The 22,742-nt window shown below is 47.7% G+C and carries 33 protein-coding genes, 1 pseudogene and 1 riboswitch; of the genes and pseudogenes, 6 read left to right on the forward strand and 28 right to left on the reverse strand.

Annotation, left to right across the window (positions count from 1 at the left end; translation table 11 throughout):
• Nucleotides 1-23 precede the first annotated feature (23 nt).
• From rpsD to rplC, 27 genes are all read right to left on the reverse strand, one after another.
• Nucleotides 24-629: a 30S ribosomal protein S4 gene (gene rpsD / locus LN737_RS05865; protein WP_405517035.1), complete on the reverse strand. Its 606-nt coding sequence runs from the start codon at nt 627-629 to the stop codon at nt 24-26.
• 78 nt (nt 630-707) lie between these two features.
• Nucleotides 708-1,103, reverse strand: coding sequence for a 30S ribosomal protein S11 (rpsK, locus tag LN737_RS05870; RefSeq protein ID WP_171737784.1), 396 nt, complete (start codon nt 1,101-1,103; stop codon nt 708-710).
• Nucleotides 1,104-1,198: 95 nt separating this feature from the next.
• On the reverse strand, nt 1,199-1,576 hold the full coding sequence (gene rpsM, locus LN737_RS05875; RefSeq protein WP_020603978.1) for a 30S ribosomal protein S13: 378 nt from the start codon (nt 1,574-1,576) through the stop codon (nt 1,199-1,201).
• Between the two features lie 2 nt (nt 1,577-1,578).
• Nucleotides 1,579-1,695, reverse strand: a complete 117-nt coding sequence (gene ykgO, locus LN737_RS05880; protein WP_018618719.1) for a type B 50S ribosomal protein L36 — start codon at nt 1,693-1,695, stop codon at nt 1,579-1,581.
• Between the two features lie 66 nt (nt 1,696-1,761).
• Nucleotides 1,762-1,980: a translation initiation factor IF-1 gene (gene infA, locus LN737_RS05885; RefSeq protein WP_163941485.1), complete on the reverse strand. Its 219-nt coding sequence runs from the start codon at nt 1,978-1,980 to the stop codon at nt 1,762-1,764.
• A gap of 7 nt (nt 1,981-1,987) precedes the next feature.
• Nucleotides 1,988-2,827: a type I methionyl aminopeptidase gene (gene map, locus LN737_RS05890; protein ID WP_405517039.1), complete on the reverse strand. Its 840-nt coding sequence runs from the start codon at nt 2,825-2,827 to the stop codon at nt 1,988-1,990.
• 6 nt (nt 2,828-2,833) lie between these two features.
• Complete coding sequence (secY, locus tag LN737_RS05895) at nt 2,834-4,150, reverse strand: preprotein translocase subunit SecY (RefSeq protein WP_405517041.1); 1,317 nt, start codon at nt 4,148-4,150, stop codon at nt 2,834-2,836.
• Nucleotides 4,151-4,181: 31 nt separating this feature from the next.
• The gene (rplO, locus tag LN737_RS05900) at nt 4,182-4,658 is read right to left on the reverse strand and encodes a 50S ribosomal protein L15 (RefSeq protein WP_405517043.1); all 477 of its coding nucleotides are present in this window, start codon (nt 4,656-4,658) and stop codon (nt 4,182-4,184) included.
• A 94-nt stretch (nt 4,659-4,752) separates the two neighbouring features.
• The gene (gene rpmD, locus LN737_RS05905; protein WP_190888459.1) at nt 4,753-4,932 is read right to left on the reverse strand and encodes a 50S ribosomal protein L30; all 180 of its coding nucleotides are present in this window, start codon (nt 4,930-4,932) and stop codon (nt 4,753-4,755) included.
• 19 nt (nt 4,933-4,951) lie between these two features.
• A complete protein-coding gene (rpsE, locus tag LN737_RS05910) occupies nt 4,952-5,470 on the reverse strand; it encodes a 30S ribosomal protein S5 (protein ID WP_405517045.1) in 519 nt (172 codons plus the stop codon).
• Nucleotides 5,471-5,473: 3 nt separating this feature from the next.
• Complete coding sequence (gene rplR, locus LN737_RS05915; protein WP_405517047.1) at nt 5,474-5,827, reverse strand: 50S ribosomal protein L18; 354 nt, start codon at nt 5,825-5,827, stop codon at nt 5,474-5,476.
• A 111-nt stretch (nt 5,828-5,938) separates the two neighbouring features.
• The gene (rplF, locus tag LN737_RS05920) at nt 5,939-6,496 is read right to left on the reverse strand and encodes a 50S ribosomal protein L6 (RefSeq protein WP_405517049.1); all 558 of its coding nucleotides are present in this window, start codon (nt 6,494-6,496) and stop codon (nt 5,939-5,941) included.
• 13 nt (nt 6,497-6,509) lie between these two features.
• Complete coding sequence (gene rpsH, locus LN737_RS05925) at nt 6,510-6,908, reverse strand: 30S ribosomal protein S8 (protein WP_405517050.1); 399 nt, start codon at nt 6,906-6,908, stop codon at nt 6,510-6,512.
• A gap of 90 nt (nt 6,909-6,998) precedes the next feature.
• Nucleotides 6,999-7,268 (reverse strand): 30S ribosomal protein S14, encoded by a 270-nt coding sequence (gene rpsN, locus LN737_RS05930; RefSeq protein WP_405517052.1) that lies wholly within the window; start codon nt 7,266-7,268, stop codon nt 6,999-7,001.
• Between the two features lie 23 nt (nt 7,269-7,291).
• Nucleotides 7,292-7,846, reverse strand: a complete 555-nt coding sequence (gene rplE / locus LN737_RS05935) for a 50S ribosomal protein L5 (protein ID WP_405517054.1) — start codon at nt 7,844-7,846, stop codon at nt 7,292-7,294.
• A gap of 21 nt (nt 7,847-7,867) precedes the next feature.
• The gene (gene rplX, locus LN737_RS05940; protein ID WP_405517056.1) at nt 7,868-8,224 is read right to left on the reverse strand and encodes a 50S ribosomal protein L24; all 357 of its coding nucleotides are present in this window, start codon (nt 8,222-8,224) and stop codon (nt 7,868-7,870) included.
• Between the two features lie 3 nt (nt 8,225-8,227).
• Nucleotides 8,228-8,596, reverse strand: a complete 369-nt coding sequence (gene rplN, locus LN737_RS05945) for a 50S ribosomal protein L14 (protein ID WP_018618706.1) — start codon at nt 8,594-8,596, stop codon at nt 8,228-8,230.
• Nucleotides 8,597-8,599: 3 nt separating this feature from the next.
• The gene (rpsQ, locus tag LN737_RS05950; RefSeq protein ID WP_405517058.1) at nt 8,600-8,968 is read right to left on the reverse strand and encodes a 30S ribosomal protein S17; all 369 of its coding nucleotides are present in this window, start codon (nt 8,966-8,968) and stop codon (nt 8,600-8,602) included.
• A gap of 12 nt (nt 8,969-8,980) precedes the next feature.
• Complete coding sequence (gene rpmC, locus LN737_RS05955) at nt 8,981-9,169, reverse strand: 50S ribosomal protein L29 (RefSeq protein ID WP_405517060.1); 189 nt, start codon at nt 9,167-9,169, stop codon at nt 8,981-8,983.
• Between the two features lie 21 nt (nt 9,170-9,190).
• Entirely contained in the window at nt 9,191-9,622 is a 432-nt protein-coding gene (gene rplP / locus LN737_RS05960; RefSeq protein WP_405517062.1) for a 50S ribosomal protein L16, read from the reverse strand.
• Between the two features lie 66 nt (nt 9,623-9,688).
• Nucleotides 9,689-10,549: a 30S ribosomal protein S3 gene (gene rpsC, locus LN737_RS05965; protein WP_405517064.1), complete on the reverse strand. Its 861-nt coding sequence runs from the start codon at nt 10,547-10,549 to the stop codon at nt 9,689-9,691.
• Nucleotides 10,550-10,555: 6 nt separating this feature from the next.
• On the reverse strand, nt 10,556-10,948 hold the full coding sequence (gene rplV, locus LN737_RS05970; RefSeq protein WP_405517065.1) for a 50S ribosomal protein L22: 393 nt from the start codon (nt 10,946-10,948) through the stop codon (nt 10,556-10,558).
• A 79-nt stretch (nt 10,949-11,027) separates the two neighbouring features.
• Complete coding sequence (gene rpsS, locus LN737_RS05975; protein WP_012930238.1) at nt 11,028-11,306, reverse strand: 30S ribosomal protein S19; 279 nt, start codon at nt 11,304-11,306, stop codon at nt 11,028-11,030.
• Nucleotides 11,307-11,315: 9 nt separating this feature from the next.
• Nucleotides 11,316-12,140 (reverse strand): 50S ribosomal protein L2, encoded by an 825-nt coding sequence (rplB, locus tag LN737_RS05980; RefSeq protein ID WP_405517067.1) that lies wholly within the window; start codon nt 12,138-12,140, stop codon nt 11,316-11,318.
• A gap of 29 nt (nt 12,141-12,169) precedes the next feature.
• Nucleotides 12,170-12,457, reverse strand: coding sequence for a 50S ribosomal protein L23 (rplW, locus tag LN737_RS05985; RefSeq protein WP_405517068.1), 288 nt, complete (start codon nt 12,455-12,457; stop codon nt 12,170-12,172).
• Nucleotides 12,458-12,459: 2 nt separating this feature from the next.
• Complete coding sequence (rplD, locus tag LN737_RS05990) at nt 12,460-13,089, reverse strand: 50S ribosomal protein L4 (protein ID WP_405517069.1); 630 nt, start codon at nt 13,087-13,089, stop codon at nt 12,460-12,462.
• Between the two features lie 3 nt (nt 13,090-13,092).
• Nucleotides 13,093-13,713: a 50S ribosomal protein L3 gene (rplC, locus tag LN737_RS05995; protein WP_405517071.1), complete on the reverse strand. Its 621-nt coding sequence runs from the start codon at nt 13,711-13,713 to the stop codon at nt 13,093-13,095.
• Between the two features lie 587 nt (nt 13,714-14,300).
• Here rplC and LN737_RS06000 point away from each other — a divergent pair.
• Nucleotides 14,301-15,239 carry a sugar phosphate isomerase/epimerase gene (locus LN737_RS06000; RefSeq protein WP_405517073.1) on the forward strand — a complete coding sequence of 313 codons (939 nt, stop codon included), beginning with the start codon at nt 14,301-14,303 and terminating at the stop codon, nt 15,237-15,239.
• On the opposite strand, the pseudogene LN737_RS06005 reads toward LN737_RS06000, so the two are convergent.
• Nucleotides 15,236-16,005 (reverse strand): annotated as a pseudogene (locus LN737_RS06005) (SDR family oxidoreductase). The gene LN737_RS06000 and the pseudogene LN737_RS06005 sit on opposite strands and share 4 nt — an antisense overlap.
• A 59-nt stretch (nt 16,006-16,064) precedes the next feature.
• A riboswitch (cobalamin riboswitch) is annotated at nt 16,065-16,349 on the forward strand.
• 60 nt (nt 16,350-16,409) lie between these two features.
• Between LN737_RS06005 and LN737_RS06010 the strand changes: the two are divergent.
• From LN737_RS06010 to LN737_RS06030, 5 genes are all read left to right on the forward strand, one after another.
• Nucleotides 16,410-18,371 carry a TonB-dependent siderophore receptor gene (locus LN737_RS06010; RefSeq protein ID WP_405517075.1) on the forward strand — a complete coding sequence of 654 codons (1,962 nt, stop codon included), beginning with the start codon at nt 16,410-16,412 and terminating at the stop codon, nt 18,369-18,371.
• Nucleotides 18,368-19,426, forward strand: a complete 1,059-nt coding sequence (locus LN737_RS06015; protein ID WP_405517077.1) for a YncE family protein — start codon at nt 18,368-18,370, stop codon at nt 19,424-19,426. The genes LN737_RS06010 and LN737_RS06015 overlap by 4 nt, the downstream gene beginning before the upstream one ends.
• Nucleotides 19,423-20,154 (forward strand): diphthine--ammonia ligase, encoded by a 732-nt coding sequence (locus tag LN737_RS06020; RefSeq protein ID WP_405517079.1) that lies wholly within the window; start codon nt 19,423-19,425, stop codon nt 20,152-20,154. The genes LN737_RS06015 and LN737_RS06020 overlap by 4 nt, the downstream gene beginning before the upstream one ends.
• Before the next feature lie 257 nt (nt 20,155-20,411).
• Nucleotides 20,412-20,942: a gluconate 2-dehydrogenase subunit 3 family protein gene (locus tag LN737_RS06025; RefSeq protein WP_405517080.1), complete on the forward strand. Its 531-nt coding sequence runs from the start codon at nt 20,412-20,414 to the stop codon at nt 20,940-20,942.
• 87 nt (nt 20,943-21,029) lie between these two features.
• Nucleotides 21,030-22,742, forward strand: coding sequence for a GMC oxidoreductase (locus tag LN737_RS06030; RefSeq protein WP_405517082.1), 1,713 nt, complete (start codon nt 21,030-21,032; stop codon nt 22,740-22,742).

Genomic DNA, 22,742 nt, shown 5'->3' on the forward strand with positions numbered 1-22,742 from the left:
ATGTATGAGCCCTGCCAGTAAGCTTATTTCGAATACAATTCGACGATTGCCTGTTCGTTGAAATTTTCTGGAATTTGATCACGCTCAGGATAGCTGATAAATTTACCGGCCAGCTGTTGCGCATCCCATTCAACCCAGTTATACCGCTTAGTATTGCGAGCTGCTACACTAGTCGAGATTGCTTCCAGCGACTTGGATTTTTCGCGTACGCCAATCAACTGACCAGGTTTCAGCGAATAAGAAGGAATATTGACAACTTCGCCGTCTACAATGATGTGTTTGTGAGCAACAAGCTGACGAGCTGCTCGACGTGACGAAGCAATACCCAGACGATAAACAGTGTTATCAAGACGGGCTTCGCACAATTTGAGCAGGTTTTCGCCGGTGATACCTTCACGAACCTGTGCCCGGTGGAACAAGGCCCGGAACTGACGTTCCAGAATACCGTAGGTATATTTAACTTTCTGCTTTTCAGTTAATTGGAGCGCATATTCAGATTGTTTCCGCTTGCGGCCCCGACCGTGCATACCCGGCCCGTAATTTTTCTTTTGAAGCGCTTTGCTGGGTCCCATTACGGGTTCACCGAACTTACGCGAGATTTTGGCTTTTGGCCCTGTGTAACGTGCCATTCTTTAATGAATGAATAATTGTGAAACATTGGCCAGACACAACTAAATGTCGCCTGACCCTATTCATGTCATCCGTACTTATACGCGACGACGCTTTGGTGGCCGACAACCATTGTGCGGCAACGGGGTAATATCACGGATAGTGGTCACTTCGATGCCCGAGTTCTGAATGGTACGGATCGCCGACTCACGGCCTGATCCTGGACCTTTCACGAATACTTCGGCTTTGCGCATTCCCAGATCGTGGGCAACGGCAGCACAGTTTTGAGCGGCAGTCTGAGCGGCATACGGTGTATTTTTCTTTGAGCCACGGAAGCCCATTTTACCGGCCGATGCCCAGGAGATAACCTGGCCGTTCATATTAGTGATCGAAATGATAATGTTGTTAAAAGTAGCCCGGATGTGCACCTGACCGACGGGTTCAACAACTACTACCCGCTTTTTCGCTTTGTCTTTGCGTTTTGCTTGAGCCATTTTTTAGGTAATCGTCAATTTGCTACCGGTTGCATTACTTGCCATTTAATATAAACAGCCTCAAATACTCCGTGTACCGATGAACGACCGATTAATTATTTCGTTACTTTCTTCTTGTTGGCAACTGTCTTCCGCTTACCTTTCCGGGTACGCGAGTTGTTTTTCGTATGCTGACCACGAACGGGTAAACCCTTTCGGTGGCGTAACCCACGGTAGCAACCAATATCCATCAAGCGTTTGATGCTCAATTGGACTTCTGAACGTAACTGACCTTCGACTTTATACTCGTTGGAAATCGCGTTACGCACGGCGCTCGCTTCGTCATCCGACCACTCGCTGGCTTTTTTATCAACACTGATGCCCGCGTCGGTCAGAATTTTCTTAGCCCGGCTACGGCCAATGCCGTAAATGTATGTCAGCGCGATTTCACCACGCTTCTTGTCTGGAATATCAACACCTGCAATACGTGCCATTCTTAGCCTTGTCTTTGTTTATAACGGGGATTCTTTTTGTTGATCACGTACAGTTTCCCTTTCCGACGGATCACCTTGCAGTCTTCGCTGCGCTTCTTGATTGACGCCTTAACTTTCATGGTTTAAAAGTTTTCGGTTTTTAATCTGTCGCTTCGGTTTACTTGCCAAAAGCCACAAACTGAAACCTATTTATACCGATACACTATTCTTGCCTTACTTAGATCATAAGGCGACATTTCCAATTTTACGCGATCTCCAGGCAAAATTTTGATGTAATTCATTCGCATTTTACCAGAGATGTGAGCTATTACTTCATGCTTATTCGCCAACTCGACGCGAAACATTGCATTTGATAATGCCTCCAAAATTACACCATCCTGTTCTATAGAAGTCTGTTTAGCCATATTCGCTTTAGGCCGCTGTCAGTTCCTGAGTGTCAACCATCAGGCTTGTATTTGCGGTAACTGCTTCAATGTATTCAAAGGTTGTAAGAATCTCAGGTTTCCCTTTCCGTACAACTACTGTATGTTCAAAGTGCGCCGATGGTTTGCGATCAACAGTTCGGATGGTCCAGCCATCACGCTCCTGTACAACCCCTTTCTTGCCGAAATTGATCATTGGCTCTATAGCCAGAATCATACCTTCATACAACTTTGGGCCTTGACCGCGTTTACCGTAATTCGGTACTTCGGGAGCTTCATGCAGGTTCTGGCCAACGCCATGGCCCACTAACTCACGAACAACAGAGTAGCCAAATTTCTCTGCATAGGTTTGAACAGCATAACCAATATCGCCAACCCGGTTTCCTTCGACTGCCTTGTCCAAGCCAGTATAAAGAGACTCCTTTGTGCGAGTCAGTAGCCGACGAACGGCTGGGTCAACATCGCCTACCGGATAAGTATAGGCGCTATCGCTATGATAACCGTTCAGTTTAACACCACAATCAATGGAGACGATATCACCATCACGAAGTTCATAGCGGCCTGGTAACCCATGCACTACAACATCATTGACTGAAATACAGAGCGAAGCAGGGAATTTATTGTATCCTAAGAATGATGGAGTACCTCCATTATCTTTAATAAACGTTTCTGCAACCTTATCCAGTTCCTTTGTGGGAATGCCAGGCCGAATAAGCTTCGCTACTTCTGCATGAGCTTTTCCTAGAACCTGCGCACTAATTTTCATCAGAGCGATTTCTTCGTCGCTTCTGATAAAAATCATTTTATCCTTTTTGTCAGAACCAGCCATTGTTAATTATGCGGCTACTGTCTCACTTGTACGACCCTGTACCCGGCCTGACTTCATCAGTCCTTCGTATCGACGCATCAGTAGATAACTTTCTACTTGCTGAAGCGTATCAAGTACAACACCAACCATGATCAACAATGACGTACCCCCGAAGAATTGAGCAAAGCCACTTGTCATCCCTAATAGATTAGCAATAGCGGGCAGAATCGCTACGATACCCAGCATAACTGCGCCTGGTAACGTAATCCGGTCGAGTACAGTGCCAATGTATTCAGAGGTCTGAATCCCTGGTTTTACGCCTGGGATAAACCCGCCACTACGTTTCATGTCGTCGGCAATCTGCGTTGGATTGACTGATATTGCAGTGTAGAAGAACGTAAAGACAATAATCAGTAGCCCAAATAGGAGATTGTACTGCCAGGTTGTATAGCTCTGAAACGCATTTTGTACGCTAGCGGCAAAATCACTCTTCTCTGCAAATAAACCAGCAACATACGTTGGGATAAACATCAGAGCCTGAGCAAAGATTATGGGCATTACACCCGCTGCATTCAATTTCAACGGTAAATACTGCCGCTGTCCGCCTACAACTTTATTGCCAATAACCTGCTTTGCATACTGGATTGGTATGCGCCGAACGGCCTGCGTCAGCACAACTGCACCCATAATAACAAAGTAGAGTGCAACCATCTCCAATACGAAGATGAGAATACCACCTGAACCACGTGACTGGAATTCACCAATAATGGCGCCTGGAAGCCGCGAAACAATCCCGATCATGATGATCATTGAGATTCCGTTCCCAATTCCTTTATCCGTAATCCGTTCACCCAGCCACATGCAGAAAATAGTACCGGCCGTCAGAACAAATACGGATGATATAGTGAATAAGCTCCGATCAACTAAAAGCGCTTCAGCAGGAATTGTTGTCTGAATGTACGTAATAGCCTGAACAGCTGTTACGCCAATCGTGAGTATACGCGTAATCTGGTTCAATCGCTTGCGTCCCGACTCCCCTTCTTTCTGCATTTTCTGAAAGTAAGGAAGAGCTAACGTAAGAAGCTGTATGGCAATCGAAGCCGAGATATACGGCATGATACCCAGTGCAAAAATCGAAGCCTTGCTAAACGCACCCCCCGTAAAGGTGTCCAACAAACCGAGCAGCCCTTGTGGAGCCAGATTCAGTTTGTTAGGATCAACGCCCGGCAATACGATAGCCCAACCGAGACGAAATGCTGCAATGAACAGGATTGTGTTGAGGATTCGACTCCGCAACTCGTCAATTGCAAAAATATTTTTAAACGTGGTGATGAGTCGGTTCATAAAAGTAGGTCGGCTAGTGCCGTGCTACGACTTAATTAGCTGCTTCCTCGTTCGCTTCTCTAACAGGCACAATGGCCTTACCTCCTGCTTTTTCGATCGCTTCTTTCGCGCTTACCGAGAAAGCATGAGCATGGACTTCAACAGCGGATGTCAATTCACCACGGCTAAGTACTTTCACCAGATCCCGTTTGCTAACCAGGCCGTGCTGTAGCATAAAGTTAAGATCTATGACAGTTGCCTTGGTTTCATCGATAAGCGCTTGAATACTATCCAGATTCAGAGGTTTATACTCGACGCGGTTGATGTTCTTAAAGCCGAATTTTGGCACACGACGTTGAAGCGGCATCTGACCACCTTCAAAGTGTGTTTTACGACTATAACCTGAGCGCGACTGCGCTCCTTTGTGACCACGCGTAGACGTTCCGCCCATGCCTGATCCTTGCCCGCGTCCGACTCGCTTGCGCTCTCTGACGGAACCTTTTGCCGGTCTAAGGTTGCTTAAATTCATTGGTTTGTTAGTAAAAAGTGATTCTTTTGGCGTTTCGACGCTGCTCTAACAGTCGGTTAAAACATGCTGAAAACCAAAAGAATCGCAAAGGTACTTAAATTTCTTCAACTTTCACCAGGTGCTGCACCTTATTGATTGCACCTTTCAGAGCGTCGTTGTATTCCAGTTCGACACTGCGGTTGATTTTGCCCAAGCCTAATGACTTAATGGCGTTTTTCTGAGATAACGGCCGCTTAATGGTGCTGCGGACCTGCGTGATGCGTACTCGTGCCATGTCTGTTGCTCCTGTTTAATTAACCGTTGAATACTTTAGCCAAGCTCACCTGACGCTGGAAGGCTACCTGATGCGGTAAACGCATTTTCAGCAGCGCATCCAACGTAGCTTTTACTACGTTGTGCGGGTTCGATGAACCTTTCGATTTGGCCAGGATATCATGTACACCAGCCGATTCGAGAACCGCACGCATAGCACCACCAGCAATTACGCCTGTACCAGGAGCAGCTGGTTTCAGCAGGACAAAGCCACCGCTGAATTTACCTTCCATTTCATGAGGGACTGTGCGCTTTAGCAGTGGAACCTGCACAAGGTTTTTCTTGGCATCTTCTACGCCTTTGGCAATAGCGTCTGTTACTTCATTGGCCTTACCCAATCCGTAACCAACGACACCGTTACCGTCGCCGACGACGACAATCGCCGAGAAACTGAATCGGCGACCACCTTTTACCACCTTCGCTACGCGGTTGATGGCTACAACCTTTTCTTTCAGGTCGGCTTCGTTGAATTTTGTCGGTCTTGCTGAATTGATGTTCATCGCTTAGAACTTAAGGCCACCCTCGCGGGCTGCATCGGCCAGTGCTTTTACTTTACCGTGATATAAGTAGCCGTTACGGTCAAACACGGCTTCGCCTATGTTTTGAGCAACTGCTTTTTCGGCCAGGCGTAAGCCTACTTTTTTCGCCGTTTCAATCGTGTTGCCTTCGGCTTCGCTTTTCAACTCAACTGAAGAAGCAGCTGCCAGAGTGCGACCTGCTACGTCGTCAATAAGTTGTGCGTAAATCGCTTTGTTCGAGCGAAAAACCGACAGGCGTGGACGTTCGGCTGTACCAGATACTTTTGCCCGGATGCCAAACTTAATCCGCTGTCTTCTTTCTTGTTTATTCGTTGCCATCTTATTTGATTCCGACCAAATAGGCGTTTAAAAAGTTGTTGGTTTTGTTCTCGACAAGCCCAAGCTGACAGACTAGTAAGCAGTAACTTGAGGGCCGATAACGTTAACCTCTTATTTCTTAGACGAAGTTTTACCAGCTTTCCGGCGAACTTGCTCACCAACAAAACGGATACCTTTGCCTTTGTAGGGTTCAACTTTACGTAGTGAACGGATTTTAGCCGCTACATCACCGAGAAGTTGTTTATCAGAGCCTTCCAGATATACTTTGGGGTTCTGCCCTTTTTCTGTAACAGCTGTCACTTTAATTTCGCTTGGAACCGCCAGGTAAACGTTGTGTGAATAACCTAATTGCAATTCAAGAATATTATTGGTGACAGACGCTTTGTAACCAACCCCGATCACTTCCAGGTTTAGTTTGAAGCCTTCACTAACACCCATAACCATGTTATTAACCAGGGAACGGTATAAGCCATGAAGAGCCTTATGGCGCTTTTGCTCAGTGGGGCGGGTTACTTGTATCTGACCATCTTCGACGGCTACCGAAATGTCCGGATCAACCGACTGGGTCAGGGTGCCTTTAGGCCCTTTTACCGTCACAACGTTTTGCGCGTCGACGGACAACGTTACGTTGCTAGGGAGGGCGATGGGTTTCTTACCTATGCGTGACATCGTTCAGTTCGGATTAATATACGTAACACAATACCTCTCCACCTACGTTCAGCGTCTTGGCTTCTTTGTCGGTCATTACGCCCTTTGAGGTCGAAATGATAGCAACACCTAAGCCATTCAGAATACGCGGCAGATTGTCGGCTCCCCGATACTGACGCAGCCCTGGGCGGCTAATACGTTGTAGATCAACGATCGCTGACTGCTTCGTTGTTGGGTTGTACTTCAAAGCAATTTTGATAATGCCTTGTGGAGTGCTGTCATCGAACTTGTAGTTCTGAATGTAGCCTTTATCGTACAAAACCTTGGTAATCTCTTTCTTTATATTGGAAGCAGGAATTTCCACAACCCGGTGCTTTGCGCGGATGGCGTTTCTGACACGAGTCAGGTAATCTGCTATTGGATCTGTATTCATTCTTAGCGTTGCGTTACTTGCAAACTCCTGTTTTTAAGAAAGTTCGCAAAATTACGGAAACTGAATTACAAATAGAAATGGAATCTGGAATTACCAGCTTGCTTTAGTTACACCTGGAATTTTACCGGCCGATGCCATTTCCCGGAATGTAACCCGTGAAATGCCAAACTTGCGCATGTAACCCCGAGGACGACCCGTCAGTTTGCACCGGTTGTGCAGCCGAACAGGCGATGCGTTTTTAGGAAGCTTGTCCAGACCGATGAAGTCACCGGCAGCTTTCAAAGCGGCCCGTTTCGCAGCATACTTGGCAACTAACGCTTCGCGTTTCCGTTCCCGTGCTTTGATTGATTCTTTTGCCATTATTTTAGCCTTTGTGTCGGTTATTATTTACCACTTTTAGCAAACGGCATTCCCATTGCTTTCAGCAGCTCGTAGCTTTCATTATCGGTATTGGCGGTTGTCACAAACGTGATATCCATTCCCGAAATGCGGGCTACTTTATCGATACTGATTTCAGGGAAGATAATCTGCTCCTGCACGCCGAACGTGTAGTTACCACGACCATCAAATCCTTTGTCGCTGATGCCTTTGAAGTCACGAACCCGAGGCAACGATACCGTTGTCAATCGGTCCAGAAATTCATACATCCGCTCACCACGTAGTGTCACTTTCGCACCGATGGGCATTTTCTCCCGCAGTTTGAAGTTCGAAACCGCTTTCTTCGACAAAGTCGCAACGGCTTTCTGACCCGTGATCATCGTTAATTCTTCGACGCCTACATCAACCAATTTTTTGTCGGCGACAGCGGCTCCTATACCTTTATTGATGACAATTTTGCTCAGACGCGGCACTTGCATGACCGACTTATACTGAAACTTGTCTTTCAATTGAGGTACGACCTCACTTAAATATTTTTCTTTCAGTCTTGGCGTTGCCATTTTCTTAGACCTGCTTATAGGTTATTTACGAACATCTGGGATAAAGTTGCCCGTCTTCTTCGAGAAGCGTTGCAGCTTGCCCTTGTCGTTCAATTTACGACCCGTGCGGGTGGGTTCGCCGGTGGCAGGGTCAATCAATTTCAGATTGCTGATATGAACTGATCCTTCCGTTTTTTCCAAACTCCCCTGCGGGTTAGAAGCCGTTGGCTTTAAGTGCTTGGTAATCATAGCGACACCCTCAACCCGAGCGCGATCTTTCTCTACAATTACTTCTTTCACCACACCGCGCTGGCCTTTCGAGTTACCGCCAATCACGAGGACAGTATCGCCCGTCTTGATGTGGAATTTGTGCTTCGGTAGCGTTACTTTCTTTTCCATTACTTACAGTACCTCTGGGGCTAACGATACGATTTTCATAAACTGTTTCTCACGCAGTTCGCGGGCTACAGGCCCGAAAATCCGGGTGCCACGTGGCTCATCATTGTTGTTGAGCAACACAGCTGCGTTGTCTTCAAAGCGAATGTACGAGCCATCTTTCCGGCGTACTTCTTTCTTGGTCCGAACAACAACGGCTTTCGAAACCGTACCTTTTTTCATGCTGCTGGACGACAGGGCTTGCTTCACTGTCACGACGATCTTATCACCGACTGACGCGTATCGCTTACCTGTACCGCCCAGAACGCGGATAACCAGCACTTCTTTGGCGCCACTGTTATCGGCTACTCCTAATCTTGATTCTTGCTGTACCATAGCTTACTTCGCCTTTTCGATAATTTCAACTAATCTCCAACGCTTGTTTTTGCTTAATGGGCGGGTTTCCATTACGCGAACGGTGTCGCCGATACCACACTCATTGTTTTCATCATGAACCGTCAGTTTCTTCGTTTTTGTCTGAAACTTGTGGTATAACGGATGCTTTACCTTACGGTCAATAGCAACGGTGATGGTTTTCTGCATCTTGTTGCTGGTCACCCGTCCAATACGCTCTTTGCGAGCGTTACGTTCCGACGCCGAGTTAGCTTCGCTCGTTGCTGGAGCAGTTGCCTTCGGCTGTTCTGTTGTAGCTGCTGCCACCGGGGCTTTTACTTCCTCCTGTGGTGCTGGTGCTTGTTGCTCTTCCATCGTCGTGTCTTATTAGGCTTGCTTAGCTGTCAGTTCTGTATGCAGGCGAGCGATCCGTTTACGGCTCTCGCGGATGCGCATGGGGTTCTCGATAGGAGATACAGCATGCGCAAACTTCAGTTTCAGCAGTCGATCCTGTTCAGCACTAATCTCGGTACGCAACTGATCAGCCGACAATCCTTTCAAATCTTCTTTTTTCATTTTGTTCGTCGCTTAGGGATATTATTCCTCGACTTGCTCCTGGTAATCGCGCCGAACCACAAATTTGGTTCGAACAGGTAATTTTTGAGCGGCCAGACGCAGGGCTTCCATACCCGTTGCCAAATCAACACCCGTAGCTTCGAACATAATCGTGCCGGGTTTTACTACAGCCACCCAGTATTCGGGGGCACCTTTACCTTTACCCATCCGTACTTCAGCTGGTTTTTTGGTAATCGGCTTATCGGGGAAAATGCGAATCCAAACCTGGCCTTCACGTTTCATTGCCCGTGTTACGGATATACGAGCGGCTTCAATCTGACGAGCGGTAATACGACCTGGCTCCAGTGATTTAATACCAAACGTACCGAAGGAGATCTCATGACCGCGCGATGCAATGCCTGGAATCCTTCCTTTATGTTGTTTGCGGAATCTTGTTCTTTTTGGCTGTAACATAGCTCTACAAGTTGGAGTCGATAACAGTTAATCGATTTTATTTTGATCGACTACTGACGACTAAATTTATCGTCTTTGGCCTCCGCCCCGGTTGCCACCCTGGCCTCCGCCCCGGTTACCACCTTGGCCTCCGCCCCGGTTACCACCACGTTGTTCACCACGCTCTCCGCGGTTACGACCGCCACGATCATTACCATCACGGTCACCACGAGGGCCGCGACGATCGCCACGTTCGTTAGAAGAAGCGGAGCGTTCACCAGCTTGTGCCTGGCTCATCATGGCTGCTGGCGACAGATCCCGCTTACCATAAACTTCGCCTTTGAAAATCCACACTTTAATGCCGATTTTACCGTATACCGTTTGGGCTTCCGAAATCGCATAGTCGATGTCAGCACGAAGGGTATGAAGCGGAACACGTCCTTCTTTATATTGCTCCGAACGAGCAATTTCAGCACCTCCCAAACGTCCTGATACCTTTACTTTGATACCTTGTGCACCGACGCGAAGAGCTGATTGAATAGCCTGCTTCATGGCGCGACGAAACGAAATCCGAGCCTGTAATTGCTGAGCAATTGCTTCACCAACTAGTTTGGCATCAATTTCCGGGCGTTTGATTTCGAAGATGTTGATCTGAACGTCTTTACCCGTGATCTTCTTCAACTCCTCTTTGATCTTATCGACTTCACCACCGCCTTTACCAATGACGATACCTGGACGTGCTGTGTGAATTGTAAGCGTAACGCGCTTCAGCGTACGCTCAATAACTACCCGAGCAATGGCTCCTTTCGGAATACGGGCTGCTACGTATTTCCGGATTTTCTCATCTTCGACAAGCTTTTCCGAAAATTCTTTACCGCCGTACCAGCTCGATTCCCAGCCCCGAACAATACCAAGTCGCAGGCCAACTGGATTTATTTTTTGTCCCATTTCTTATTATTGTTCGTTTTCAGGGGTTTCTGCTTCTGCCGATGTTAATACCGGTTGCGCTGCGCTGTCGACTACAATGGTAATGTGGTTCGACCGTTTCCGAATCCGGTGACCGCGGCCTTGTGGAGCTGGGCGCAGGCGCTTCAGCATAGGACCACCATCAACAAAAATCGTTTTTACATAAAGATCAGCGTCTTCGATACGCTCATCCTCATTTTTTTGCTGCCAGTTGGCAACGGCCGACAAAAGCACTTTCTGCAATATGGCGGCACCAGCCTGTGGCTGATATTTCAATAGACCCAACGCCCGGCTAACGCGCTGACCACGAATCAGGTCGGCAATTAACCGCATCTTACGGGGCGACGTGGGCACATCTTTAAGTCTTGCTACTGCTTCCATGTTTTTTTATGGCTCGGAGCGGGGAGCGCGGAGCTTGGAATTATATTTCCCTGCATCTGGCCCCTAGCTCCCTGCTAGTTTATCGTTTGCCCTTGTCTTTTTTCGCGGTGTGTCCCCGGAAGTTGCGCGTTGGTGAGAACTCGCCTAACTTGTGGCCTACCATGTTTTCCGTTACGTAAACCGGAATAAACTTATTGCCATTATGAACGGCAAAGGTATGGCCTACGAAATCTGGCGAAATCATCGAACGACGCGACCAGGTTTTGATGACCGATTTCTTGCCCGAATCGTTTTGTGCCTGCACCTTATTGTCCAGGCGAAAATCAATATATGGGCCTTTTTTAAGTGAACGTGCCATGGTTATCTGTTACTTTTTGCGTCGGCTAATAATCATGTTTTCAGATGCCTTGTTCCGGTTACGGGTCTTCTGACCTTTCGCGAACTGGCCATTACGTGAACGTGGGTGACCACCCGAAGCACGACCTTCGCCACCACCCATTGGGTGATCGACAGGGTTCATAACTACGGCCCGAACACGCGGACGGCGACCTAACCAACGGTTACGGCCTGCCTTGCCGGTTACAACGTTCATGTGATCGGGGTTAGATACCGATCCAACAGTTGCCATACCAGCGCTTAAAACCCGGCGCGTTTCGCCAGAAGGCAGACGCAGGATAGCGTACTTGTCTTCACGACCTACTAACTGAGCGTAAGTACCAGCCGACCGAGCCATTGAACCACCCTTGCCGGGTGTAAGCTCGATGTTGTGAACAATAGTACCAATAGGCATAGAAGCCAGTGGCAGCGCGTTTCCGACATCAGGAGTGACACCTTCACCCGACATGATCGTCTGGCCAACGGTGATTCCTTGTGGGGCAATGATGTAGCGTTTTTCGCCGTCAGCATATTGCACCAGCGAGATGCGGGCTGAACGGTTAGGATCGTATTCTACAGTCAAAACTTCGGCGGGTTGGCCGACTTTATCGCGCTTGAAATCAATAATACGGTAGTGCCGCTTATGACCTCCACCAATGTAGCGCATAGTGCGGTGACCTTCGTTGTTACGGCCACCGGTTTTTCTCAGGGGCTCCAGCAGACTTTTTTCTGGCTTGGAGGTGGTGATTTCCGCAAAATCGGGCGCCACGCGAAAACGTGTGCTCGGTGTTACGGGTCTTAGTTTTTTAACTCCCATGACTGATTAATTGTAGAGCAATGCTCGGTTTACAGGTCAGCGTAAATGTCAATTACTTCGCCCTCTGCCACCGTTACGATTGCTTTTTTCGTAGTTGGCGTTTTACCCGATACAACACGGCCGTTGATGTTTTTGCTGCGCTTCTTTCCGTAGACACGGACCGTATTCACAGACTCAACGTTTACGCCGTACATTTTCTCGACGGCTTTACCGATCTCGAGTTTATTCGCTTGCAAGGCAACCTCAAAAGCATACTTCCCCTGCTTGTTAAGGCCCGTCATCTTTTCAGTGACGATTGGTCGTTTCAGTACGCTCATGATTATTTTTCGAACAATGTTTGAATAGTTGACAGCGCTTCTTCACTGATGAGCAGTTGATCGGCATTCATCAGATCGTAGGTATTTACCTGCGAGGCTGTGGTTACTTTCGCTTTTTGCACGTTTCGGCTGGACAGCACAACATTCAGGTTTACGTCTGGCAGTATCAGCAGTGTTTTACGGCCTGTTACGTTCAGAGCACTCAGGAATTGAATGTAATCTTTTGTGCGTGGAGCTTCCAGAGCAATGCTGTCAATAACTGAAATGCTGTTGGCTTTCGCTTTTACAGCATAAGCCGACTGGCGGGCCAGTGCTTTTACTTTTTTATTCAGCTTGAAGCTATAATCGCGGGGGCGGGGTCCGAAGATCGTACCACCTCCAACAAATACGGGTGACTTGGCGCTACCAGCACGAGCACCACCCGTACCTTTTTGCTTCTTCAGTTTGCGGGTTGAGTGAGCATTTTCAGCCCGCTCTTTCGCTTTGTGCGTTCCCTGGCGCTGGTTGGCCAGATACTGTTTCACGTCGAGGTAGATCGCGTGTTGATTCGGTTCGATACCGAAAACCTCCTCCGGAAGGGTGACCTTTTTGCCAGTGTCTTCGCCCTTGCTGTTATATACGATTACTTCCATGACTTACTTCTCGATAATAACGTATGAATTTTTAGCCCCGGGAATCGAACCGCTAACAACGAGCAGATTTTGATCAGGCATAACACGAAGAATACGCAGGTTTTGCACCGTTACGCGGTTGCCACCCATACGACCAGCCATACGAAGACCTTTGAACACGCGCGATGGGAACGAGCAGGCACCAATCGAACCTGGGTGACGACCCCGGTTGTGCTGACCGTGCGTTTGACCGCCCACACCACCGAATCCGTGACGTTTCACAACGCCTTGGAAACCACGACCTTTTGCTGTACCGACTACGTCAACGAAGTCTGCTTCTGCAAATACATCGGCTACCGTAAGTGTATCGCCAAGGCTGAACTCCTGTTCGAATTCTTTGAACTCTACCAGTTTCCGCTTCGGCGTGGTACCCGCTTTTTTGAAGTGGCCCAACTCCGGCTTGTTGCTGTGCTTTTCTTTTTTGTCGCCATAACCCAGCTGCACAGCCTTGTAGCCATCTTTCTCGACGCTACGGACTTGAGTTACGACACAGGGACCCGTTTCAATGACTGTACATGCCAGAGCCTGCCCGTCCGCATTATACACACTGGTCATCCCGATTTTCTTGCCAATTAAACCAGACATTTGTGTTTGTTTAAAGTAAGCAGGTAAAATTTAGATACTATTTCCCATCCAGACCTTCTGAATCGGGCCGCAAAATTAGATAAATAATTAGACGAATCCTATATCTATCTAAAAATCAGCCCTGAAAACAACATAAAAAAAGGTCAGATGCGCTGCACCTGACCTTTTACGGGCATACAATACCTTATCTGGTAAGGTCTGTTTGTCCAAAGTCAGATGTGGTTTCCGCCAAAGCAGACCTTCACCCTCATATAATGTTGACTCGCGGTTCCGAGTTTGGGAGTGCAAAAGTAGGAAATAATTAACAGATATGGAAAAATATTTTAAAGAAAGTTTGCCAATTGGCTATTGCGTAACTATGAGTAGTCAATTTAACTGATAAAACGTCGGAGGTATATTTGGTGCGGCTGGTAAGTGATCAGTAACTGTCCGGGCAGGCAGTACACGAATTTCGAGCTTACTTTGCTAATTGGTATTCGAAAATACGTAATGCTTCAGGCTATTAATAATGCTGTTAGAAGCAGTAGGATTACTTATTTTTCTCATTTATGAAGTAGTCGTCTAAACGCCTGAATTCTTAGCTCTTCATGTCGCAATCTGTAACTCGTCGTCAAACGCTGGCAGCTTTAACCGCTTTTGCCGGTACGTCTGTTTCCTCACCATCAGCAATGGCTGCCACCGCCCCAATGGCTCCCTTCACAATTTGTCTGAACATGAGCACAATTCGGGGGCATAAACTCGGATTTGTTAAGGAACTGGAAACGGCGTCGAAGGCTGGCTTCCGCTCAGTTGAAATATGGGTTGAAACGCTTCAAACGTATCTGAAGAATGGAGGCACTACGGCCGACGCTCGTAAAGTATTGGCCGATACTAATATTAAGATCGAAAATGCCATAGGGTTTGCGCCCTGGATTATCGATGATGAAAGTGCCCGGGCCAAAGGACTTGACCAACTCAAACGAGAAATGGAGATGTTGGCAGAGGTAGGCTGCAAACGGGTCGCTACCCCACCGATTGGCGCTCAAACACCGGGTAGTCCTAAAATTGATTTATACAAAGCTGCCGAACGATACCGTGCCATCCTGGAATTAGGCGATAAAACGGGTGTAGTACCTCAACTGGAGCTGTGGGGATTTTCGCCAAATCTAAGCCGACTGAGTGAGGTTATGTTCGTAGCCATTGAAAGTGGTCATCCGTCGGCGCGGGTGTTGCTGGATATTTATCACCTCTATAAAGGAGGTTCAGGGAATGTAAGTCTGCCGCTGGTAGGTAAGCCAGCCATTGAGGTATTTCACGTAAATGACTATACCGCCGACTTCCCAAGAGAGAAAATCACGGATGCTGACCGAGTTTTCCCCGGCGACGGCGTTGCGCCCATCCGTGATACGTTGAAGCTCATCAAACGCACCGATAAGCCCATTGTCGTATCACTGGAAGTGTTCAATAAAGCGTATTATGCGCAGGATGCCCAGACCGTAACGAATACGGCAATGGCCAAAATGAAAGCGATGGTAGCCGGAATTTAAAAAGCCCATGCCATCAGCCCCCCATCTACCGAGATCGTTTGTCCGGTAACGTAACCAGAGGCAGGCATACTAAGGAAAGAAATAACCGAAGCAACTTCCTCAGGCTCGCCAATGCGATTCAGGGGGGTTCGCTTCAGAATACCCGCGAGTTTATCCGGATTAGTCAGTACGGGAGAGGCCAGGGGGTATTAATATACCAGGGGGCGACAGCATTCACCCGAATGCCATCCGGTGCCCATTCGACGGCGAGGTTGCGCGTCAGTTGTAACAAGGCCGCTTTTGTCATACCATAAAGTGACCCGCTACTCGTGTGAGCCAAACCAGATACCGACGACACAAAAATGATTTTTCCATTGCCCGAAGCTTTCAACAAGGGATAAGCTGATTGGCTAAGCGCATAAGCGGATCGAAGGTTCGTATTTAAAATGTGTTCGTATTCGCTGGAATTATATTCAGCAGTGGGTTTTCGAATATTGGTTCCGACATTGTTGACGAGGATGTCCAATGAACCCCATTTGGCAGTAACAACCTTGATAAGCTGGTTTACAGCATTCGGCTGGCTTAGGTCAGCCGCTAACCCATCAATTGCATAGCCACGCCGTTGGTAATCAGCTAATTGCTTCTGTAATAAATTATTGTCTCGGGCAACGACAAAGACAGATGCGCCAAGATCAAGAAACTGTTTAACTACGGCTTCGCCAATTCCCTTCGTTCCGCCCGTTACGAGTGCTTTTTGTCTGTTAAGTGACCAGAGTGGTTGCTTCATAAAAATTTGGTTAGAGGCACTAGCTGTAGCTCTACTACAACTTTTCGCAAATTTCCTTACTTTTGTCCAGAGTTTTCGGTGCCTGATGTCGCTTCATGGCGACTTTCACGGCTTAATAGGGAAATTGGTGCAACGCCAATGCTGTCCCCGCAACTGTAAGTCTTAAGAAATGAATAGTGTAGAGTGAACAATGTATAATTGGTAAATTAACATCAGTATACAGGAATCATTATTCATTACCTAAAAGTCGGTTCATGCTACGTGACCACTGCGCTAATTATAGTGTGGGAAGGTTCGAGCCGATAAGATAAGCCAGGAGACCTGCCGACGACCATCCGCTGTTCTGGTGTTCGGTGGAAACGCCTTAATCGCGTGCTTTTTTAGCGCACTTTTTTAGCATAATCGTGGGAAAGCAACCCCTTTTCTGGTGGGTGATTGGTCTGTTTGTATACGTACTGACGGGACAAAACAGTTTTGCGCAATCGGATTCCTTATCAATGGGTCGATTACGTAATGGCTCTCCTGTGTCGTTATCAGCCGTGACCGTTCGGGCTATTGCTCCTGAGCGATTTTCGGTAGGGCAAAAGCTGCAACGGATCGATTCCGTAACCCTGCTTCAGTTTCGGTTTGGCTCATTAATTGATTTGCTGACGTTCAACACACCATTAGCGTTCAAAAATTATGGCCCAGCTCAGCTGGCAACTGTCTCATTTCGTGGGACTTCTGCTAACCACACGGCCGTTCTTTGGAACGGAATTAATATCAACCAGCCGAATCTGGGCCAGACGGATTTTTCTACGTTACCTATTTCTGGCTTTGATCGTCTGTCAGTACAATACGGTTCGGGCGGTTCGGTAATTGGGTCCGATGCTGTCGGCGGAAGTATTTTGCTCGGCAGTTCTCCCGATTGGCAACAGAGATTCAGCCTAACAATTGGCCAACAGATTTCCTCATTTCACAACCATCAGACACAGCTTGGCATCCGCTATGGAGGATCGATAGGGACGGCATGGCATTTGGCTGGTCGTACGTTTGCCTACCGGACTCAGATCAATAACGATTATCCATATCGGGAACGGAAAGGCCATTTTGTAGAGCCATCTATAACCGCTCAACGCGGACTGGTCCAAGATTTGTTTTTTCGGCATAAAAGCGGACGGCAGATATCGGTTAATGCGTGGCTGACAGACAATGATCTTGTAATTACTCCAGAGGATGTCATTGCCCGTGAACGCACACGAACGCAGTCGGCCCGGCTGCTGAGTACGTATGAAGCGAATAAATTGACTGTTCGGCTAGGCTGGATTCGTGATGTGATCGATTACGCAAAAGGTAATTTTAATGAACCCAGCCATACAGAAACCGACCGCTTTATCGGACGTATTGAACGAGAGTTTGCCATCTGGCCTACCAATCAACAAGTGAACCTGAATCTTCGAATTGGGGGTGAGTGGTCGCACTACCGTACGCACACGGATGGATATGGTGAAGAATTAATTACGGAAAATCGGCAGGATGTTTATGCATTATTACGTCTTCAAGCGAATCGTCTACTGCTGTCGGCCAATCTTCGCCAGCCTTTTGTGACGCGGTTCAATCCACCTTTGACACCCTCGTTGGGTGCTGAATATAAAGTTATACAACATAACGCTTTAACCTTGCTTGCTAAAGGATCGGTTGGCTACAGCTACCGGGTCCCCACCCTAAACGAACGGTACTGGCTTGTACTGGGTAACCCCAATCTCCGACCTGAGCGGGGTTTAAACGTAGAGGGAGGGCTATCTACAGTCGTGAAGTTCTCGGAACAACTGAACTGGGCTACAGACATCACTACGTACCATAACCGGATTGACGACTGGACGTACTGGAACCCTATAAAAGATTATCATGTCGAAAATCTTCAGTTAGTAGTGGCACGGGGGGCTGAGCTTACATCTGCTTTAACGTATACGAAAAGTCGATTTCAAGCTGGTTTACGAATAGGATACGCCTTGACGCGTACCTCGCAGGAACGGGCCTATGACGCATACGCGCAGGATATCGTTGGAAAGCAATTGCCCTACGTTCCGGTTCACACAGGAACGTTCAATGCTTATATACAGCGAGGTCGAACTCGGCTGACCTTGCAATCGCAGACTACGTCGCGCCGGTACGTTACATTTGATAATAGTCAGTTTTTCAAAGGCACTACGCTCGCCAACGTACTGGTGGAAACGACTGTCAGGATGAAGCCGGTGTCGGTCCGTATCCAGGGTCAGGTAAATAACGTATTTGATGCATTGCTTATCAACGTCAAACAGAATGCCATGCCGGGCCGAAACTGGTCGGTAAACGTACTATTAAATTTTCCTTCTAATACTCCATGAAAAAGCAATTGACGAGAGAAATCGCGTTGGGCCTTCTGGCCTTGAGCGTTTGGAACTGTAAAACGTCCGACCCTGAACCAACGCCTTATGATACGGGTGTGTACATAATGAATCAGGGCAATTTCTCCGATAATAACGGGTCTCTTTCGTATCTGCCCCGTGTAGGCAATACGGTGCAAACCAACATTTTTGTGAAGGCCAACCCTTCTCTTACCATCAGTGGTGGTGTGCAGGATTTTACGGAAGTGAACGGAAAGGGCTTGCTTCTGGTGGACAATACGGCTGCCAGTCTTGATAAAGTTGAGATAGTCGAATCAGGCTCGTTCAAGACGCGCACAACGTTAAAATCACCCGACATCGAAAACCCACGGCGCGTCGTTCAGGTAGGGCTAAATAAAGCGTATATCAGTTGCTGGGATGTATCGGGTTCGTTTTCCGACGGCTCATTTTTTAAAGATCCCGGTTACATTGCTGTCGTGGACCTGAACACTGGCACTGTTACAAAGAAAATTCCTGCCGTCAAGGGCGTTGAAGCCATGGTTGTGTCAGGTACCGAAGTATTTGCGGGAAGTGTCGGCTACAGTGGCGACAATAATCTGGCTATTATCAATACAGAAACGAACGAAGTCAAGCAGAAAATAGCCTTCAGCGCATCGCCCCAACCTGTAGCAGTAGATGCTGATGGTAAGTTGTGGGTGCTGGCGGGTTCTGAAATGATACGTATGGATATACCAAGCCGGTCTATCGAAAAACGACTAACGCTGCCTGCTTCGCCCGGTGCTATTGCCATTAGCCGGGATAAGAGAACCTTTTTTTACTCGGCCAATAACCGGACCTATAAATTTACCATTCTTGATGCGACGGCTTCTACAGCCATTCCGGTATTTAACAGAGCATTTAGTGCCTTAGGAGCGGACCCTCAGACGGGGCGGCTGTACGGAAGTGTAATCCCTTCGTATAAGCAGGCAGGCTACGTGTTACGTTACGAAGAGAGCGGTGCCCTTATCGATTCAGTTAAGGCTGAAATTGCGCCATCAGGGTTTTATTTCCGATGAGTCGGGCAAAAGCGATCATGAACTGGAGCGGGGGCAAAGATTCAGCCCTAGCCTTATACCACAGTTTGCAGGCAGATGAGTTGGAGCTGCTGGGGTTGTTAACTAGCGTCAATAAGCAATTCGAGCGCGTGAGTATGCATGGGGTACGGATAGAACTGCTAACTGCGCAGGCCGAACGACTAGCTCTTCCGCTGCATTTGCTGACGCTGCCTGGCGACGTATCGATGGACGTGTATAATAAGCGTATGCAGGAAGTGCTGCAGGTTTTTCAACAGAGCGAGATTACCCATTCTATCTTCGGCGATATCTTTCTGGAGGATCTTCGGCTTTATCGGGAAGAACAGTTACTACAGGCTGGCCTGAACGCAAGCTTTCCGCTCTGGCAACGTAACACGACCGAGTTAATCCACGAATTTGTCGATTTGGGTTTCCGGGCCGTTTTGGTTTGCGTGAATGACCGATACTTAAGCGCGGAATTTGCAGGTCGTGAATTAGACCTGGATTTGCTGAGAGATCTGCCAAAAACAGTAGATCCCTGTGGCGAAAATGGTGAATATCATTCCTTCGTTTATGATGGCCCAATTTTTTCCGCACCGATACCCTTTGTCAAAGGCGACGTAGTCCGGCGGAGCTATACTCCCTCTGGCAAAACGGATTGCCATTATACAACCACCAGTAATCATTGGGATACCGGATTTTGGTATCAGGATTTACAGATTCTGGCTTAAATACGAATAAAGAGTAAGTTAAATCCTCAGTTTGCTGTACCAGGAATGTCATGGTTTTTCGTTATGACGTTCGGTGTACAGTAAGCTGAGGATTTTCTTTTCTCTGATTTCTTTGGAGTAGGCCAAGGAAAATTTTGTGCTCAGATGCTTTTACAATTGATATTCACAGAAATCAGAAGCAATTTGCTACGTCCGGCTATCCGAAAATTACCCACAATACAATATATCTTTTACCAATTGCCAATTTTTTATTGTCTATGAAACGTAGAGAAGCTTTGCAACAGGCAGCCCTTATGATGGGCGGTATCCTGTCGGCACCTACCCTGGCGGGCGCAATGGGTCGCGTTCTCAACACCGGCCCCAGTGTTACTGTAACGGCTGAGCAGGAGGCTTTGCTTGCTGAAGTGGCTGATGTAATCATCCCAACAACCAGTACGCCCGGAGCGAAAGCTGCCGGTGTCGAAAAATTTATCGTTCGGGTTATGCGCGACTGCTACCCCAAAGCTGATCAGGACACTTTTTATGCCGGGTTAACGAAACTGGACGCCGATAGCAAAACAAAATTTGGCAAAAGCTTCACAGCACTGGATACAGCTCAGAAAAATGAACTGGTTAAAGAGCTGACGACTTCGAATAAACCCTTTTTTCTGCGATTAAAAGAATTAACAACGACAGGGTATTTTACGTCGGAAATCGGTGCCACCAAAGCGCTTGAATACCTTCCTGTACCGGGCCAGTTTAATGGTTGCATGCCACTCAAGCCCGGTCAGAAAGCCTGGGCGCTATAATCAATAATTCATAATAAATAATAAGTTGGGAAGAGCCTATAAACAGGCATTGCCCATCTTATAGTATTCCGTACCCATTCAAAAAATATGAACCTCAATATAGATTCTATAAAAGATCAGACCTACGACGCCATCGTAATCGGTTCTGGAATAACGGGCGGCTGGGCGTCGAAAGAACTGACCGAGAAAGGATTACGAGTACTAATGCTCGAGAAAGGGCATCAGCTCGAACACGTAACAGGCTACGAATATGCCATGAAAGACCCTTGGCAAACGAAGTACAACGGTCGATTGACGGAAGCACAGAAAGAATCACATCCGAAACTGATGCGCGATTACCCGTACAACGAAATGACCGAAACGTATTGGATGAAAGATACGGATGCCCTCTATAAAGAAGACAAACGATTCGACTGGTATCGGCCTAACATCGTTGGTGGAAAATCCATCATGTGGGGACGACAGTCGTATCGGCTAAGCGACATTGATTTCGAAGCCAACGCGAAAGATGGCATTGCTGTTGACTGGCCAATCCGCTATAAGGATGTTGCCCCCTGGTATTCATACGTTGAAAAGTTCGTTGGTATCTCGGGTGAAAAACTTAATCTTCCTCAACTACCCGATAGCGAGTTTTTGCCGCCAATGGAGATGTATTGTGTGGAGAAAGAAGTTCGCAAGCGCATTGAAAAGAACTTCCCCGGACGCACCATGACCATTGGCCGGGTGGCTAATCTGTCCAAAGCGGGGGAAGCGCAACTGGGTGTTGGCCGCGCTCCATGCCAGTATCGAAATAAGTGTTCGCTAGGGTGTCCATACGGCGCTTATTTTAGTACGCAGTCGTGTACGCTACCCCCAGCTGCTAAAACAGGACGTCTTACGCTCCGGCCCGACTCGGTTGTAACGGAAGTTCTGTATGACGAAAATAAAAAGAAAGCTACCGGAGTACGTATCGTTGATGCCGTTACGCTTCAGAGCAAGGAGTATTTTGCCAAAATTATTTTCGTGTGTGGAAGCTCGTTGGGAACGACCGCCATTCTTCTGAATTCAACGTCGAATCGCTTTCCAAACGGTTTTGGTAATGATTCCGGCCAACTGGGTCATAATCTCATGGACCACCATTTCCGTATTGGAGCCGCAGGTGAATGGGAAGGCGATCTGGACAAATACTATATCGGTCGTCGCGCTAACGGCATTTACGTACCACGCTACCGGAATATAGGTACCGATAAACGCGATTATCTACGCGGCTTTGGCTATCAGGGTGGGGGTAGTCGTCAGGGATGGCAGCGTAACATTGCCGAAATGAGTTTTGGGGCAGACTATAAAGACGAATTAACCAAACCCGGTCCCTGGACGATGGGCTTGGGAGGGTTCGGCGAAACATTGCCTTACTATGAGAACCGCATGTACCTCGATAAAAACGAAAAGGATAAATGGGGGATGCCGTTAGTGGTATTTGATGCCGAACTCAAGGAAAACGAGAAGAAAATGCGCGTCGACATGATGAACGACGCCAAAGAGATGCTGGAATCATCGGGCGTGAAGAACGTTAAAGCCTACGACCGCGGCTCTTACCTGGGAATGGCCATTCACGAAATGGGAACGGCTCGCATGGGCCGTGATCCGAAAACGTCAATTCTGAATGGTAACAATCAGGTTCACGAAGCCAGAAACGTATTCGTAACCGATGGAGCCTGTATGGTATCGGCGTCCTGTGTCAATCCGTCGCTGACGTACATGGCACTTACAGCGCGGGCTGCTAGTTTCGCTGTAGCCGAATTGAAGAAGCAAAATTTGTAA

This window comes from Spirosoma sp. KNUC1025, assembly GCF_045160025.1.
Taxonomy (GTDB): Bacteria; Bacteroidota; Bacteroidia; order Cytophagales; family Spirosomataceae; genus Spirosoma.